5 protein-coding genes are annotated in these 18329 nt (G+C 53.0%); all 5 read left to right on the top strand.

The features are described 5' to 3' along the window. Positions 1-12 precede the first annotated feature (12 nt). The 5 genes from ACTNEW_RS06630 (at position 13) to ACTNEW_RS06610 (ending at position 18274) form a co-directional block, all read left to right on the top strand. Positions 13-15099, top strand: coding sequence for an InlB B-repeat-containing protein (locus ACTNEW_RS06630; protein ID WP_441059272.1), 15087 nt, complete (start codon positions 13-15; stop codon positions 15097-15099). Positions 15100-15107: 8 nt separating this feature from the next. Continuing rightward, positions 15108-15896 (top strand): S8 family peptidase, encoded by a 789-nt coding sequence (locus ACTNEW_RS06625; protein WP_441059270.1) that lies wholly within the window; start codon positions 15108-15110, stop codon positions 15894-15896. Positions 15897-16068: 172 nt separating this feature from the next. After that, on the top strand, positions 16069-16767 hold the full coding sequence (locus tag ACTNEW_RS06620) for an AzlC family ABC transporter permease (RefSeq protein WP_441059268.1): 699 nt from the start codon (positions 16069-16071) through the stop codon (positions 16765-16767). Continuing rightward, positions 16760-17083, top strand: coding sequence for a branched-chain amino acid transporter permease (locus ACTNEW_RS06615; protein WP_441059266.1), 324 nt, complete (start codon positions 16760-16762; stop codon positions 17081-17083). The genes ACTNEW_RS06620 and ACTNEW_RS06615 overlap by 8 nt, the downstream gene beginning before the upstream one ends. A gap of 99 nt (positions 17084-17182) precedes the next feature. Continuing rightward, positions 17183-18274, top strand: a complete 1092-nt coding sequence (locus tag ACTNEW_RS06610) for a DUF362 domain-containing protein (RefSeq protein WP_441059264.1) — start codon at positions 17183-17185, stop codon at positions 18272-18274. Positions 18275-18329: the final 55 nt, after the last annotated feature.

Below are 18329 nucleotides of genomic sequence, written 5' to 3'. Positions count from 1 at the left end.
AGGAGGAGAAAGATGAAAGATTATATGAAACGATTGATTTCGGTGCTCCTTGTGATCGCCATGACCACAACCAGCACCTTTACGGTCTTTGCAGAGGCCGGCGGCAGCTTGCAGAAGTCTGCCGGCGATGTGTTTTCCTTAGAGAAAGAAGACACAAAAAAGGAAATCACATGGGCACAGGCCGGCAGACAGATCGCCGGCATGCTGAGCTATATTGTCGAAGACGCGGCCAACATCGATCTGACCGTGCATTCGGAGCGGATCAAGGATCTGAGCCTTGAGGATGACAGCATTTATCTTGCGATCCTCGCAGAGGAAGGATATCTGCCCGAAGAACCCGAGAAGATCGATCCTGAAGCCGTCATCACGGAAGAGGAGTATCTGAGCCTGCTGGAAACAGCGTTCCCGACAGTGCTTGATTCGCAGACAGCGATCGATACTCTGCAGGGGGAGATGGATCCGGGCAACCTTGTCCTTATGGGAGATGATCTTTCCATCAGCACACTGCTTCCGGAACGGGTTGCAGTCGCGGAAGCGCAGCAGCTGTCCATGACCGCAGTCAAATCAGATGCACTTTCCCTGAATGCTGTAAGCAGTGTCGAACTGAGCGAATGCGAGATCGAACGCGTACATATCAGTGATACTGCGGTAGACGAAGAAGAAAGTGATTCGGAAGAAGAAGCAGATTCAGATAAAGAAGCAGATTCAGAAGAAGCAGATTCAGAAGAAGCAGATTCAAATGAAGAAGCAGATTCAAATGAAGAAGCAGATTCAGATAAAGAAGCGAATTCAGAAGAAGCAGATTCAGATAAAGAAGCGAATTCAGAAGAAGCAGATTCAGATAAAGAAGCGAATTCAGAAGAAGCAGATTCAGAAGAAGCAGATTCAGAAGAAGCAGATTCAGAAGAAGCAGATTCAGATAAAGAAGCAGATTCAGAAGAAGCAGATTCAGAAGAAGCAGATTCAGAAGAAGCAGATTCAAATGAAAAAGCAGATTCAGAAGAAACAGACTCAAATAATGAAGAAACTGATTCAGATAAAGAAACCGATCCGGACGAAGAAGAGCCGGACCTGATCTATCTTCATATGAATTCCGGCACGCAGCTTCCCGAGATCATCGTCAAGAGTGCGGACGAAGTGATTATCGAGGGCAGCGGCGCTCTGGGCGTGGTCCGTGTGCAGGAGGCTGTAAATGCCCTGACTGTCCGGGCTACCGGTTCCGTGGTCAACGAAACAGAGGAAGCCTTTGAAGTGACCGGCCCCGATGACGAGGTCGTGGAACTGCAGCCGGGCGAGCAGGTGGATTTCGTACTGAACAAATGGCTGGTGTCCTTCGTCACCGAGGGTACACCCGTCAAAACCCAGGAAGTCGCTCCCGGAGGCATGGTGAATTACGCTGAGGCGAACACCGAGCTGGAGGGAAAAATCTTCACCGCATGGTATGAAGACGCTGACTTTACCACTCCGGCTTCCCGTCTGGAAACCGTGGACAGAGATATGACCCTGTACGCCCGCTTCGTCGATGAAGCCGACGCGGCGGTGGTCACCTTTGAGACCTTCGGCGGAAGTGAGCTGGAACCACTGGTATTTGCCAAAGGCGAGTATCTGCTGACCAAGCCGGTACAGAGCCTGTACACCGCCAAAGAGGGCTATACCTTCGGAGGATGGTGCGTGGACGAGGAATGCACCACGGGCTTTGGCTACATGGATCCCATTGAAGAGAGCATGACCCTCTATGCCCTGTATTCCTCCGAGGAGCAGATCGCTAGCGAAAAGCCGGGCACCGTTGCCGAGGTCGAGCTTCCCGACGGCGAGGCGGCCATCGGCCTTGTACTGCCCGAGGGCATGACCGCAGACGAGGTTCTGGATAACATCACCCTCGAAGCCGGCACCGGCCCGGAAGCTCCGGAGATCTCCGTTCGCGAGACCGAAGGAGGCGCGGAGATCTACTGCGAAGAGGGCTTCGTCCCCGGCTCCACCTTTACCCTGACCGCACAGAACGGTGTGATGTTTGAAGGACAGCCGGAATACATCGATACACTGACGGTGAGCATCTACCGTGAGCAGATCGAAGTCGTTGAGTTTGCCGAAGGGCTGACCTACGTCCTGTGGGACGATGTGACCGATTACACTCCCGTGAGCAGGACGAACGATACGGACGATATGGAAGATTTTGATAATGAGGATATGAGCGACTATACCGGGGAAAGCACTGTGTTCAATATGCTGGAAGAAAACGAAGCGAAAGGAGAGGTCATTCCCGGCAGGCTGATCCTGACCGGCGATGCGGATCTCCGGCCGGAACAGGTCGTTGTATTCTACGACGGCGAGATCAACCGGGACGAAGTCTCCGTCACCGAATGGGAGAGCGGCGATCTGGCAGGCTATGTGCTGTATGCGGAGATCATGACCGTGGAGCCCCTGGAAGACGGGACCAGCGAGGTCACCTTCCGCTATGCCGATCCGGAGGACTACATCTCCGAGCTGGAGATCCATACCACCGAGGGAGTGGACCTGGAGGAGCAGCTGACCGAGGAACAGATCGCCCAGGCCGAAAAGACCATCGTCAGCCAGATATCTTCCAATGAAGAACTGAAGGCGCAGATGATGATGGCCGTCATGACCAGCGATGAAACGCAGAAGATCCTGGACGACAAGTACGGTCCCGGCACCTACTCACTGGCCGGAACGATTGTCGATCCCACCAGCATCGATGTGGATCCCCATATCACGCCCGAAGGCAACACCTTGACCGTCAGCGTTGATGTGACCTATACCATGGTGCTGTACACCACTACGTATGACGTTTTAGATGTGGAGGGTACGCTTGCCACGATCTCCCCGAAGATGCACTTTGAGCAGCAGCTGACGCTGGATGTCAATGCGGACGGCGGGTTCCTGTGGATGGATATGTCCGTTGTATTCAAGACCAAGACCGACATGAACCTGGAACTCGAGGTGGTCACCGGCGAAGGTACGAATGTCATCGATAAGGCCAAGACCACGCTGGAGGAGATCATCCAGGCAGACGGAACGGCAGTGGACGGCTACGATTACGAAAAGGCGGCCCATGATCTGGTGACTTGCATGATCTGCCTGACTTCAACCGAACACGAATATTTTGATCTGTTCGTTGTGCCTTTGCTGGATATCAAGAAGAACGCTGCCTATGGTCTCGTGACACTTGGAGGTAAGATCGAACTCATCGGCCAGGCGTCTGTGACAGCCAATTTCGGCGTTAAGATCACGGCGGAGTACGGCCAGAAGGTCGGCTTTAACTACAACTTCAAGACGTCCAAGGGCGGTACCTACAAGCAGAAACTGGCCAGCGACGTCACCAGCGAGGTCTTCCTGATCGGCGCGATGGGTGTGCGGCTGGGTGTCCAGCTCACCTTTTACGGCAAGCTCGCCCAGGTCATTCAGCCACACTTCTTCGGCGCGGTCTTTGTCTATGTCGAACTGGCAGGCATGTTCATGCATAAAGCTGCAGTGTCGGCGGGCGGAGGCAATTATGCGGACGCGCTGCATCTGGATGTGGGCATAGACCTGGAGCTCGGTTGTAAAACGAGGGTCGACCTGTTCCTCTTTGCCTTTGAGTTCGGCGGCACGCTCTGGTCGGAGCGATGGTCGTTGTACACCCTGGATCACTACATGACCATGAGCGTGGTGGAGAAGGCGCCGCTGGAGGAAATGTGGGCGAAGACCATGAAGAACGCCAACTACAAAACCAGCTACAACCTGCTCTATCTTACCCTGGATTCCTACGACCTGCGCACGGGCAAATGCACCAAAAGCCAGCTGCTGTTTGAAAATCTGCAGGAGGGCAATGTCACCGCAAAGCTGTCGCTGGAGAACGTGGTCATCAACGGCGAACCTGTCGCGGCTGATGATCCGCGCGTCAACGTCATCGTTGTTGGCGATGGCACAGACGGCCACAGGTGCGGCTCGATCTACGCAGACGAGTATGCGGCGGCCAACTACAAGGTAGAGGATTATCAGTGCGATGTGGTGCTGACTTATAAGAATAAAAACAAGTCCGAATTGATCAAGAACCATCGGCAGGTATTCCCCTTCCATCGCGAATTCAAGATGGCCGTCACCACGGTCGACGTGAACATCGCGCTGTACGACTGGTGCGCCCACAGCTGGGGGATCGAGGCAGCACAGTGGGACAATACCACCGTGTTTGAGACCACCTTCGAGGACACCCACATTCTGGGCTGTCCCACAGATATCAGCGCAACCGGTGAGATCGATCTCGACGAAGTGATCGCCACTGTAAAGAAGCAATATCCCGAAATCGATGAATCGATGCTCTCCTGGTTCAACCCGACCCTCAACCAGGTAAACCGCACCGTTCAGTACAGCATTCCGCAATTCAGCAACCTGTGCTATTTGACGCCCAACAGCGGAACTGTGCGCTATAACGTGTATGAGACGACCAATGAATACAGCGTGACCTTCTGTCTGTTCGTCAACCGCTATCAGGGATATACCGGTGATATTACCTACATCATCGAAGCGGAAGATGCGCCTGAGGATACCCTGTTCACGGTTCGCGGCAGAGACACAGGGGAAAACAGGACCTTCGCGCGCATGAAGGATACGTCGAACCGCTGGAGCCTGACCGTTCCGCGTGTTGCTTTTAACGGCAGCAAGAGACCGATCCAGATGCGTGTGAACGGAGGAGAGACCATCGATTCCGGACTGACGGTCACCGGACGCGAGAAGGAATCCGTCGTCGTACTGAAGCTGGAAAGCCTGAAAAAGAAACTCTCCGTCACCGGCGGGAAAGGCATCGTGTCCTGGGAGATCCGTTCCCACGATCCTTCGCAGATGAACAGCATCCTCGCCGGCGAAAAGGTCGTCCTCTCTGCCGGGCTGATGAACGGCTATCAGAATCTGCGCCTCACCTCTGAGCCCGCAGGACTGCAGTATCGCTCTGACGGCAGCACGGTCACCTTCACCATGCCGGCCCACGATGTCAGTGTGACCTTATACGGATCGCGCAACTATCAGGTGAACTTCATGTACAACTATGACGGGCTCGGTGTATACCGGAGCGCGGATGTGGAGGAAGGCTCCGCCGTCGGACGGCCATCCGATCCATCCGTCAGCGGACTGACCTTCGCGGGCTGGTACGACAACGCCGAATGCAGGGGCGAACCTTTTGACTTTGCGAAGCCGATCACCGGCAACATTACTCTGTATGCCGACTGGCGGGTGAATGTCACCGTGGATCTGGGCGGACCGAAAGGGAAGGCGGAAGCCAACGGCTACGGTTTGATCTTCCCCGGCGATCAGAGCGAATACGCCCGCTACACCTATTCCACGCATAAGGTGGGCGATACCGCGCTGGATTACAAGCTGCCAAGCTATATGGGCTACGAGTTCTTCGGCTGGTACACAAATCCGGAATTCTCGGGGGAACCCGTGAATCCGGCGACTTACGTGCTCACCGGAGGTGTGACCTTTTACGCCTGCTGGAAGGCCTACGCCTTCCTGACCTACGAGCTGAATTATGGCGAACAGGAAAAGCCCTACTACATGTCCATGGAATATGTGGGTATGTCGGTACAGCACATGCCCGAAAAGCCGCAGCGCGAGAACTACAGGTTCCTCGGATGGTTCCGCTCGTCCAAAACCACCGCGGATAACTATGTCAGACTCGATGACTATATTGTGGAAAAATCCATTACGCTGTATGCGGGATGGAAGCCGCAGGAATACATCATCACCTACAATCTGGACGGCGGCGAGAACAATCCCGCCAACCCGGGCTACTACACCATTGAGAGCAAAGATATCGTCATTGGCGAACCCACCCGCAAGGGCTATCAGTTCCTCGGATGGACAGCGAAAGGCATCGGCACGGATGACGGAACAGTGCGCATCCCGGCCGGCTCCACCGGCAACATCACCCTGACTGCCAACTGGGAGATCAGCGTCTATACGCTCAGCTGCGATGCCGCAGGGGGCACCATGACGCAGACCGTACCCGACACATACACTGTCAAAAGTGAAGCTATTGCGCTGGAAAATCCGACGCGTACCGGTTACACCTTCCTGGGATGGACCGGCACGAACCTCACCGAGCCAACCACCGATGTGGTGATCCCCAAAGGCTCCACCGGTAACCGCAGCTACAGAGCCAACTGGCGTGCCAATACGTCAATCGATGACATCGTTGCGAAGGCACTGGCAGCAATTCCGGATTCGCACACGATGAGTGTGAACGATTTCTCCGGCATTGAGGTTATCCAAACACTCGCCATGGATGCGCTGACCGGCGATGATACTTTTGCCCCGTACCTCGATCAGATTTCCGTAACGGTCGAACAGGTTGGCGAGGCGGTTGAGGGAAGCGCGAGCATTTCCTATACCGTGAAAGCAACTGTTACCTTCACCGACGACGACGGCAATATCAGTGCAAAAAGCAAGAAGGTTGCGCTGAAGGTCGAGAAGAATCCCGTTACCATTAGCGCGGATGTCCGCTATCCGTCCGGAAGAAAATCCGTTCCTTACGGCACGCGCCTTGCGGATGTGGAACTGACCGGAAAGGCGACCTCTGACGGCAAAACCGTAAAGGGAAGCTTCACATGGGAGGATGACACCATCGTTCCCCTTAGCGCGGATAACGGCAGCGAGATCTACAAGGTCGTGTTCACACCCGAGGATCCCGGCAGATACAGCACTGCGGAAATGATGATCGCCGTCAATGCACGGACCGGCGTGAAGGTCGTCCTCGATGCGCCGGATACCATCGAGTACACGGGACGCGCACTGGATCTGTCCGAGTGCAGCTTCCATGCAGTTGACATGGATACCGGTGAGAAGATCACCGGAGCGGCCTTCAGCATCACGGGAGCTGTGCTGGAACAGTCCGTGACCACGCCCGGCAGGGCCACTGTCACGCTGAAGGGATACGAAACACTTGAGATCACCGGTGTCAGCGATCCGGATCTGTACGACATCGCCGACACGGATATCAGCGATACCATCACCATCACCCGCGCAGTTCCGGTCATCAGCGGCGTGACGGAGTACACCGCCGATTACGACAGTGTACTGCGCAGCATCGTTCCGGATCTTAAGGCTGCAACAGCAGCGGGAGATACGGTTACCGGTACCTTCGCATGGGAGAATCCCAATATCCCTCTGAAGAAAGCGGGAGAATACACTTACAAAGTGATCTTTACACCGGATGACCTGAGCTGCTACAGCAGCGCAGCCATCGACGCAAAGGTGACCGTCAGCGGCTATCCGGGTGAAGTTACCTACATCATTGAAGCACCTGACGCGCCTTCCGATGCGCTGTTCACAGTCACCGCCGATTATGGTGAGGAAAAGGCGCTGTCCTTTGCCCCTGTGGAAGGAGAGCAGAACCGCTGGAGACTGGACGTAGCCCGAGCTGCCTTCGACGGCACAGAGCACGCGATCATGCTCCAGATGGGAGAGAACGACCCCGTCAGATGCGGACTGACCATTACCGGACGCGAAGCAGAGTCCGAGGTCATCCTGAAGCTGGACTATGTTCCAAGAAAGCTCTCCGTCTCCGCAATGGACGGCATTGGCACCTGGGAGATGCTGACTCCTGCCGGCGGCCAGGCGGATGCCATCGCCCCCGGTGAAAAGGTGGTCCTTTCCGTCAGTCTTAAGGACGGTTATAACGAACTGCGTTCCACCTCTGACCCTGCGGGACTGAATGCTTCTTATGAGAATGGCCGGTTCAGCTTCACCATGCCGGCGCAGGATGTGGAACTTGTGCTGCGCGGTGTGAAGGATTACCAGGCGGAGTTCCTGTACAACTATGACGATATGGGTGTCTACCGCACAATCGACACGCAGGAGGACGGCGGCATTTCCATGCCGAAAGATCCTTCCGTGGAAGGCCTTACCTTTGCAGGCTGGTATGACAATGCCGGATGCACGGGAGAAGCCTTCGACTTCACCAAAAAGCTCAGCGGAAACATCACGCTCTACGCCGACTGGCGGGTGAACGTCACCGTGGACTTCGGCGTTATGAAGGGCAAGGCGGCCTATGATACCTCTTCCGGAGAGGAAGGTTCCGGCGGCTCGTCCTCCTTCGAACTGATCTTCCCGGGCGACGAGACCGAGTATGAGCGTTTTACCTACTCCACGCAGAAGGTGGGTGACCATGCGCTTGAGATCGTCCTTCCGGAATCCACAGAATACCGCTTCTTCGGCTGGTATCTCACGCCCGATTTCTCGGGAGAGGGCATGATGAACCTCTCGTCCTTTGAGCTTACCGGAGGCGTGACCTTCTACGCCTGCTGGAAGAAGGCCGCCACCCTGACCTACAGGAAGAATGACGGCGTGGACGAGGCTCCATTCCATGAGGCCCTGGAATATGTGGGCATGAAGATGCAGAATGCCCCCGGTGAAGTACCGCAGCGTGACGGCTACAAATTTACCGGCTGGTACCGCACACCGGCCTTGGGGGAAGCAGACCGGATCGACCCGGATACCTACCTGGTGGAAGGCACCATGACGCTGTACGCCGGATGGGAACCGGAAGTATATTCCATCAGCTACGAGTTGAACGGCGGTGAGAACAATGCGTCCAATCCGGACAGCTATACCGTTGAGAGCAAAGAGACCGCCATCGGCAGACCCGAACGGAAGGGTTACCAGTTCCTTGGCTGGACGGGAACGGGTCTGGCAGAGCCGACAACCGATGTGGTGATCCCTGCCGGTTCCACCGGTGACATCACCCTGAGTGCCGGATGGGAACCCATTACGTATACCATCAGTTACAAACTCATCCGCGGCGAAACGGCTGCGCCAAATCCGGAAAGCTACAATGTTGAGAGCGCGGAGATCGTGCTGAGCAACCCCGCAGCAAAAGGCTATACCTTCCTCGGCTGGACGGGCACGGATCTCACGGAACCGACGATGGAAGTGAAGATCCCGGCGGGCTCCACCGGAAACCGCAGCTATACTGCCAAATGGAGAGCCGACGACCCCAATGCCAAAATCGTGGAAGCGGCACTGGCGGCCATCCCGGATTCCCACGAGATGAGCATCAATGATTTCACGGGCACCGATGTGATCCGGGAAATCGCATGGAACGCAGTGAAGAAGGATGAGAACTGCGCCGACTACCTTGAATATCTTTCCGTAAAGGCTGAGCCGTACGGCGAAGCGGAAGAGGACGGCGAGGGCTATTCCTACACCGCGACCGTGACCGTGACCTATCAGGATGAAGAAAATACCTTCTCTGACAGCAAGGATTTCCTGCTGCGGGTACTGAAGAACCCTGTCACCATCAAAGCGGAAGCCGGCTATCCGGCGGACAGCAGTTATATCCCTTACGGCACGAGCCTCGCTAGTGTGGCACTGACCGGAACGGCAAGCTATGGCAGCACAGAGGTAAAGGGAAGCTTCGCGTGGGCGGATGACACCATCGTTCCCCTTAGCGCGGACAACGGAAGTGAAATCTACAAGGTCGTGTTCACACCTGAGGATTCCGGCACATACAGCACTGCGGAAACGCAGATCGCCGTCAATACCCAGATCGGCGTGAAAATCGTCCTCGATGCGCCCGATACCATCGAATATATGGGACGGGCAGTGGATGTAACCGAGTGCAAGTTCTACGCAAGTGATATCGCGACCCGCAAGATGATCACGGGCGCGAGCTTCAACATCACGGGCGCTGTGCTCGAACAGTCCATGATCACGCCCGGCAGGGCCACTGTCAAACTGAAGTCTTATGAGACCTGTGAGATCTCCGGCGTCAGCGACAAGTCCCTGTACGCCATCGCAGGCACGGATGCCAGCGATGTCATCACCATCACCCGTGCAAAAACCATCCTGAGCGGCAGCACGAAATACAACGCCGATTACGGCAGGCTTTTGAGCAGCATTACCCCTGCGGACCTTGCTCTGAACGCGTCAACGTCTGCTGAAGATACAGTTGCAGGTACCTTTGCATGGGAGGCTCCATCCACTCTGCCGGGAGTAGGTACATCCACCTACAGGATAACCTTTACCCCGGACGACCTGAACTGTTACAGCAGTGCCTTCATGGATGTGGAGGTGACCGTGGGAGGCGTTCCCGGAAAGATCACCTACATCATCGAAGCGCCTGACGCGCCCGATGGCACCGAGTTCACCGTCGAAAACAGCTCGGCAGCGACTCTGACCTTTGCTCCTGTGGAGGGAGAAACGAACCGCTGGACCCTGACCGCGGACCGCGCCGCATTTGACGGAACAGAGCGCGCGATCCTGCTGCACAGATCCGGCATGGATGCCTTTGAAAGCGGACTGACCCTCACCGGAGATGAGGAAGAATCCGTGGTCACCCTGAGACTGGAACACATTCCAAGAAAACTCACCGTTAACAGTGATGCCGGCAGCATTAAGTCCTGGGAGATCCAGTACCCTGATGCTTCCATGATGAACGCCATCGTTCCCGGTGCTGAGGTGACCCTTTCCGCAATTCTGCTGGAAGACTATAACAACCTGCGGCTCACCTCTGATGCTGCGGACCTCAACTACGACATCACTAAGAATACGGACGATATCACTGAGAATACGGTCACCTTTATCATGCCGGCACAGGATGTGAGCATCGACCTGCGCGGTGTGAAGATCAATCAGGTGAACTTCCGGTATAACTACGGCGATATGGGCATCTACCGCATTGCCGATATCGCGGAGGATGAAAGCATTACCATGCCGGAGAATCCTGTTGTGGAAGGCCTGATCTTCAAGGGCTGGTACGATAATTCCGAATTTAAAGGCAACCCATATACCGGCAGCGAAACGTTCACCAAAAACACCGACCTCTACGCCGACTGGTGGGTGACTGTCACCGTGGACTTTGGCGGCCAGAAGGGTAAGGCACAATACTACGGAATCGTCGGAGGCGGTTCCGGGGATGGACTTGAAAGCGCTCCCGTCCTGATTTTCCCTGATAATGATTCGGAAATGGAACGGTTCACCTTCGAGATGCGGGTCGACCAGCCCATGGTGGAACTGGTTCGGCCGTACATTGAGGGCTATGATTTCGGCGGCTGGTATCGCACACCTGATTACACCGGCGAAGTGCATGAGGAATCCAGCGAGTACTGTCTCTACGAAAGCATGACCTTCTATGCACGCTGGTTAAAGAAGGCCAAGTTTGATTATTGGCAGAACTATTACGAGGAGGAAAGCAGGGATTACTACTACCCGGCAACCGAATATGTTGGTGAGCTGATACATGAGGATGTTCCCCCGGATCCCGAACGCAAAGACTACGAATTCACCGGCTGGTACCGTACGACGGACTGCCAGGAGGAAGATAAGATCGATTTTGCCACCTATCTGGTGGAAGGCGATATGAAGCTGTACGCGGGATGGAAGCCTATAGATTATAAGATCACCTACAATCTGGCCGGCGGCACGAACGACCCCGGCAACCCGGCATCCTACACCATCGAGGACGACAGGATCGATATCGCCCATCCTACACGCGAAGGATATGAATTCTGCGGCTGGATAGTAGAGGGTCCTGCCAAATTCGACGATAGTTTCGATTGCTGGATCCCGGCAGGTTCTTCCGGAAATATAACCTTGACTGCGACCTGGGAGATTGTGGAATATTCCCTCTTCTCAAAAGAATTCAAACTCCGTCGCGGCGAGGCGGACAACCCACGCACGTATACGATTGAAAGAGATGATATTACGCTGGTCAATCCTTCCGCGGTGGGCTACAACTTCCTCGGCTGGGTCGATGGAGACAGTGACGAGCCGGCACTTGAAGTGGTGATCCCCAAGGGATCCACCGGTAATCATGAGTTCCGGGATGTCTGGGAGACCAGAGTTCCTGTCCAGGAGATCATCCAGAAACTGCTTGGTGCCATTCCGTCATCAACTACCATGAGCGTGAACGAGCTGGAAAATATCAACAGCTTTGTCGAGACAGCTCTGGCTTCTCCGACTTTTATAATAGTAGATGAAGATGAAAATAATAATAAATATGAAAATGAATATAAATATGTCGACATCTATGGAGAAGCTCTTATGAGCAAAGTTGAAAAGATCGGAGATGCGGTTCAGAATGAAGATGGTGATATCTATACTTATAGAGTAACCATAACCTTCATCGACGATGACGGTAATAAAACAGCCGCAAGCAAGAACATCATCGTGAAGTCCGTGCGGAACCCGGTAACCATCGATGTGAGCGCTGTTTATCCGGAAGGAAAGAAATACATTCCTTACGGCACCACCCTTGCCGATGTGGAACTGACCGGTACGGCAAAAGACGAAAAAGGAATCGAGGTACCTGGTACCTTCCAGTGGGCGGATCCCGGCATCAGACCGCTGGGTAAGGATAACGGGGAACTGATATACGAGGTGGTGTTCACACCTGAAGATACCAAGAAATACAGCAGCGCGCAGACGGCAATCGCCGTGTCCGCGCAGATCGGCGTGAAACCGGTGTTCGATCTCGGCGATGAAGTCCCGTATTACGGTGAGGAATTTTTGGGCGGGTTTTACCTGTATATTGTAATATATAGGCATTTAGATGGTTTCTATATGGTCGATGTCGATACCGGCGACAGGATGCCGAGCAACATGGGAATTAACGCAATGTTTAAAGTGGACTCGTACATGCCCGGTACGGCTACAATCACGCTGGAGAAAGATAAACCCCTTGAACTGACAACACGTTACGTCTACGATGATGAACCAGGCAAACAATATGAAGCGTATCCTTTTGATCTGGATGAATATTATCTTGTCGACCCGAACGCTAGCGCGAATACCAGCGCGACTTTCAAAATCGTTCCCTCGGATACGAGTTTCAATCGCCCCAACGCCTTAATGCCGCTCACCGTTGAAGGAGGCACAAAGCTGGGCGATATCGACTACATGACTCTGTTAAAGGGAAGCTACTCTCATTGGAGCTTGTTTGATATCGAAGCATGTAGTGAAACCTACAAATGGGCCATTGAGAACTATGGCGATCTGACAGGAACCCTGGTATGGGAGAACCCGGACACCGTACTGGATAAAGTCGGCACATTCGAGTACAATATCGTCTTCCAGCCGGATCGTACGGATCTGTTTAACCCCTGCAAGGCACCGGTAAAAATCACGGTGACCTCCGGCAAGGTGGCGATCCCTGTGATCGAGCCGGCAGAGTACAATGGAACCCTGCAGAAGGCGAACATTTCCGACACCGCCTACTACACCGTGGAGAGCAACAGCGGCGGCATTGACGCGGGTGATTACACAGTCGTCCTGAAGCTAAAGGATAGCGTAAATACTGCGTGGAGTGACGGAACTACAGCCGATAAGGTTAGGACTTTTACCATTCAGCCCGCGAAGCTGAAGCTGGATAAGACCAAACATTCTGTCTCCCCGCTGAGCTACGGTCAGCAGCTGTGCACAGATCCAAACGGCACGTCAAATGATATAATCAAGACTGCCAACGACATGCTCTCGGGGCTGGTGGTTACCGGTATCAACGGTGAGCAGATCAACGGCAAGTGGGTTTGGGATGCTTCCATGAAAGGCATAACGCTGTGCGCAAGTATTAAAGGAGACAATGCAGACTTCGGTGACGGACACTCCGTGGAGGCATACTACCTGCCATATGTGGATAAGCCGGAGAACTACGCCCAGCTTAGGGAAACCTTCACCGTGCAGGTTAGCCGATCAACGCCCGATACCAATAATTGCGGCGGCTATATCGCCGAAGAAAATGTCTACCAGCCTGAACCGCCTGCGGAGCCGGTTAACACGTTTGGAAATTTCGAGCCTCGCATCAAGAGATTGCCCGTCAATGATAAGACCGGTGAGAGTGTGCCCGGATGGATGGAATGGCCGGATCCAGATAAGTTTGTTGAAAATACCGGTGTCTACAATGCGGTGTTCCAACCGTATACAGAGACAATCAATGGCGTTGTGGGCAGCAACTATCATGAGGCTGATGTTGAGATCGAATTGCCGGTTACTAACTACAGATATGCCAATATCATTATGAGAAGCGGCAATTATCTCTACGGGGTGGGCAACTTGACATCCAGAGCTACAAAGGTCATAACGGATAACAAGTATGGCACTGCCGAAACCGAGGTATGGATGAGCCTTGATGGCGGAGATCTGGGCATGCTGCATGTCAGCAGAATCCAAGTCTATCGTCATGGAACAGATATACTCCTGAGCGACAACGAATACAAAGCCGACGGATCCCATATTGTCTCCGGTGCCAACCGTTTTGAGGTTTATTTAGAAGTAGAGAATAATGAGTCAGGGAATGCTGTGTGTACGATGAAATATGGAAGCGGCCAAACCAAGTGGACCCTGTCAGACCTTGATGTCTACATGGAACTTGCGGATCAGAACAATACGACAGTGACGAGCGCATCCTCCTTCAGCCTGCGCAGCAGGGCGGCAGCCGCCGTGCCGACAGTGGAACCTACGCCTGTACCGGAACCCGGCGTCATCGGAAATGTGGTCAGGATCGAGCCGAAACAGGATGCGAAGAAGACCGATGACCTGTGGACGATCCAGCTTGCAAAAGACCAGAAGAAGGTTGAATTCAAGTGGGATGTGAGCAAGACCGCTTCCGAATATCTGGTATATACCCAGCAGCAGGACGGCCAGTCCGAACCGGAGCTGATCGACATGACCCAAGAAAAGAAGATCGAACTGGATGCAGCGGATTACGTTTCCGGACGTTATAAGCTGTATGTAGGTGCAGTTCTGGAAGACGGCAGCGTGTCCTGGGGAGAAGCACTGTTCGAACTGATGGCTTACGTCGAACCTACAGCCGAGCCGACTCTGGCACCAACGGCCGAGCCGACTCCGGTATTTACGGCTGAGCCGACCCCGGAACCAACGGCCGAGCCGACTCCGGAACCAACCGCTGAGCCGACCCCGGAACCAACGGCCGAGCCGACCCCGGCACCAACGGCTGAACCGACCGCCGTTCCTGCGGCCGAGCCGACTCCGGAACCAATTGCCGAGCCGACCGTGGAACCCACGGCCGAACCGGAGCCGATGTCCGAACCGGCCCCGGAACCAGTTCAGGAAGCACCGGCTGCTGAAGCAGCAGCCGGAGAACTTCCGGAATAGAAGGTAATATGAAACGAACGATTTTTAACTTTGCAGGAAGAGTTTCGGCTCTTCCTGCAATTCTGATTTTATTCATGATCCTTCCGTGGACGACCTGTTATGCAGCGGAAGAGATCACTGTCTGTATCCTTGATTCCGGCTGCAGCGAGAATCACACGGAAGGAGAGAACTTCCTGGATGATCCCGACGATCTGACGGATACTGTCGGCCATGGCACCCGTATCTGTTCGCTGGTGAGAAACGGTGCGCCGGAGGCGAAGGTGGTTATGCTCAAGTGTTTTGATTCTCAGGATACCGTGAATGAGGAGGCTATTATTTCCGCGCTGTATGCCGCCGTGGATACATATCATGCGGATGTTATCAACATGAGCTGGACACTGGCTGACGAAAGTGACGCTCTTCATGAAGCCATTCTCTACGCTCATGACCAGGGCGCCATCCTCGTTGCCAGCACCGGTAATCTGAGTTTGAGCACCGGTCCCGGTACCGTCGCTTATCCCGCCGCATGGGACGAGGTCATCGGCATCGCAGGTGTCAACCTGAATGAGGAAGGAGAGCCGCAGACCAGCCTGTGGTATCTTTACGGAGAAGCCGTCGATTTCTGTGTCCGCGGTGACTGCGGCGATGAAAAAGGCTCATCCTATGCCGCTGCCCGTGTCTCCGGCATGATCGCCGATTATCTTCAGGACGGCAATGATCCTTTGCTGATCACAGAACATTTCGCGGATATGACGCAGGATATGGGAGAGCCCGGGTACGACGACTGGTACGGCTGGGGCTACCTGGAAACTCCCTGATATAAAAACAAGGCAATGGCGGAGAGCAAACATTAAAGCTCCCCGCCGTTGTCTTTTTTTTGAGTTTGTCAAAAAGTTTTTTGACCGGGTCATTATTGTATGATAAAATGTTTCATGTCCGATATGTTTGCAGCTTTAACATAAATTTCGGAAGACAAATGAGGAACTGGAAATGAACAGACAGACAATAAAATATTCATTTTTATCGACGATTCCCGTGATGGCAGGATATCTTGTACTCGGGATCGGATTTGGTATCCTGCTTCATGACAAGGGATATTCCTTCTGGTGGGCAGTCCTGATGAGCGTAGCTATTTATGCCGGATCCATGCAGTATGTGGGAGTCGGCCTCCTTGCAGGGCATGGATCCCTGCTTACAGCAGCATTTATGACATTGATGGTAAATGCAAGACATGTTTTTTATGGGGTATCGATGGTTGAGAAATACCGTGATACAGGAGCCGCAAGGCCCTATCTGATTTACGGGCTGACAGATGAGACGTATTCTCTTGTGTGTGATCCCTGTCTGCCGGAAGGAATCCGTAAAAAAGATTATTATTTCTGGGTTACCCTGATGGATCAGAGCTACTGGGTGCTGGGCAGCTTTCTTGGAGGCCTTCTGGGAAGTGTCATCCCGTTTAATACAAACGGAATTGACTTTTCCATGTCTGCACTTTTTGTAGTGATCATGGTGGAACAGTGGGAGAAAAATAAACAGCATATCCCTGCAGTGCTTGGAATTGCGGTTACGGTAATCTGTCTTGCGGTGTTCGGTGTATCCAATTTTCTGATACCATCCATGATCGGCATTACGGCAGGTCTTTTTGTTTTGAAAGGGGTTATTACAAAGGAGGAAGCGGATCATGATTGATGTGAAATATTCGCTGATGTTGATTCTTGTTATAGGGGCAGTGACACAGCTTCTTCGTTTTTTGCCGTTTGCGGTATTTTCCAGGGGAACACCCCGTCCGATACTTTATCTGGGAAATGTTCTGCCGTCGGCAATTATGGCAATGCTGGTTGTATATTGCCTGAAAAACACCAGTTTCACCGGTCCGGCACACGGGATTCCGGAAATCGTGTCCGCCTTGCTGGTGGTCGTATTACATAAGTGGAAGCATAATACCCTGCTCTCAATCGTAAGTGGAACAGTCTGTTATATGCTCTTTGTACAAGTTCTGTTTTAACATAAAAGAACAATATTAAACTGTAAAAGCAATGACTGTAAAAGCAATGCCTGTAAAAGCAGACATTTCTGTCTGTAAAAATTAAATTGGAGAATCGATATGGAGAAAAATCAGATTTATATAAAATGCGGTACAGAATATAAAGAAATGACAAAAGAATTGCTGACGGTATGTGATCTGGCTGGTCTGATCGGTAATCGGAACTCCAGAATCGGGATCAAACCCAATCTGGTTTCTCCGACAGTGGCTTCCTACGGAGGAACCACGCATCCGGAGGTGGTTGCCGGGATTCTGGAATATTTGCAGGAGAATGAGTTTACAAATCTGACCATGATGGAAGGATCCTGGGTTGGCGACAGAACGTCCGAGGCTTATGAAGTCTGCGGATATAAAGAGCTTTCGGAAAAGTACGGAGTTCCATTTATAGATACCCAGAAAGAAAAAGCGGTTGTAAAGGATTGCGCAGGAATGGAACTGCATCTGTGCGCCTGTGTGGAGAATGTTGATTTTATGATTAATGTTCCGGTTCTGAAGGGACATTGTCAGACAAAAATCACATGTGCGCTGAAAAATATGAAAGGCCTGATTCCTAATTTCGAAAAAAGACGCTTTCATTCTTTGGGGCTCCATAAACCGATTGCACATCTTGCAGCAGGGATTTATCAGGATTTTATTGTGGTAGATAATATCTGCGGCGATCTGGATTTTGAGGATGGCGGTCATCCGGTGGTGATGAACCGGATTCTTGCCGGAAGAGATCCTGTATTGATGGATGCCTATGTCTGCCATATGATGCATTATGAGGTGTCAGAGGTTCCTTATGTGGTTATGGCAGAACAGCTGGGGGCTGGATGTGCGGATATTCATAAGGCAGAAATCTGCCTGTGCAGCAAAGGGGATGCGGAACCAATGCCAAAATCCCGGAAAGTTGTGGAGCTTCAGGATGCCGTGGAAGAAGTGGAGTCATGCAGTGCCTGTTACGGATATCTGATTCCTGCTCTGGATATGCTGCGGGAGGAAGGTCTGTTTGAAAGACTGGAAGAAAAAATCTGCATCGGACAGGGCTGGCGTGGGAAAACCGGAGAACTGGGGATCGGGCACTGTACCAGAAATTTCAGATGCCATCTGGACGGCTGTCCTCCAACGGAACAGCAGATTTACGAGTTCCTGAAGAATTATCTGTTATCATGATATGGGAATGGAGCAGATTATATAAAAAGATCCTGCCTTTGCAGAATCCTCCCAC

Origin of the sequence: Blautia sp. HCP3S3_G3 (assembly GCF_052063365.1) — a bacterium.
GTDB lineage: Bacteria > Bacillota > Clostridia > Lachnospirales > Lachnospiraceae > Blautia_A.
Note: the sequence above shows the minus strand (reverse complement) of the source record. Positions and strands in the feature narration are given on the sequence as shown.

Excerpts from the sequence above, each read along its gene's own strand:
- ACTNEW_RS06630 (WP_441059272.1), top strand. The coding sequence starts at position 13 with ATGAAAGATTATATGAAACGATTGATTTCGGTGCTCCTTGTGATCGCC.
- ACTNEW_RS06625 (WP_441059270.1), top strand. The coding sequence starts at position 15,108 with ATGAAACGAACGATTTTTAACTTTGCAGGAAGAGTTTCGGCTCTTCCT.
- ACTNEW_RS06620 (WP_441059268.1), top strand. The coding sequence starts at position 16,069 with ATGAACAGACAGACAATAAAATATTCATTTTTATCGACGATTCCCGTG.
- ACTNEW_RS06615 (WP_441059266.1), top strand. The coding sequence starts at position 16,760 with ATGATTGATGTGAAATATTCGCTGATGTTGATTCTTGTTATAGGGGCA.
- ACTNEW_RS06610 (WP_441059264.1), top strand. The coding sequence starts at position 17,183 with ATGGAGAAAAATCAGATTTATATAAAATGCGGTACAGAATATAAAGAA.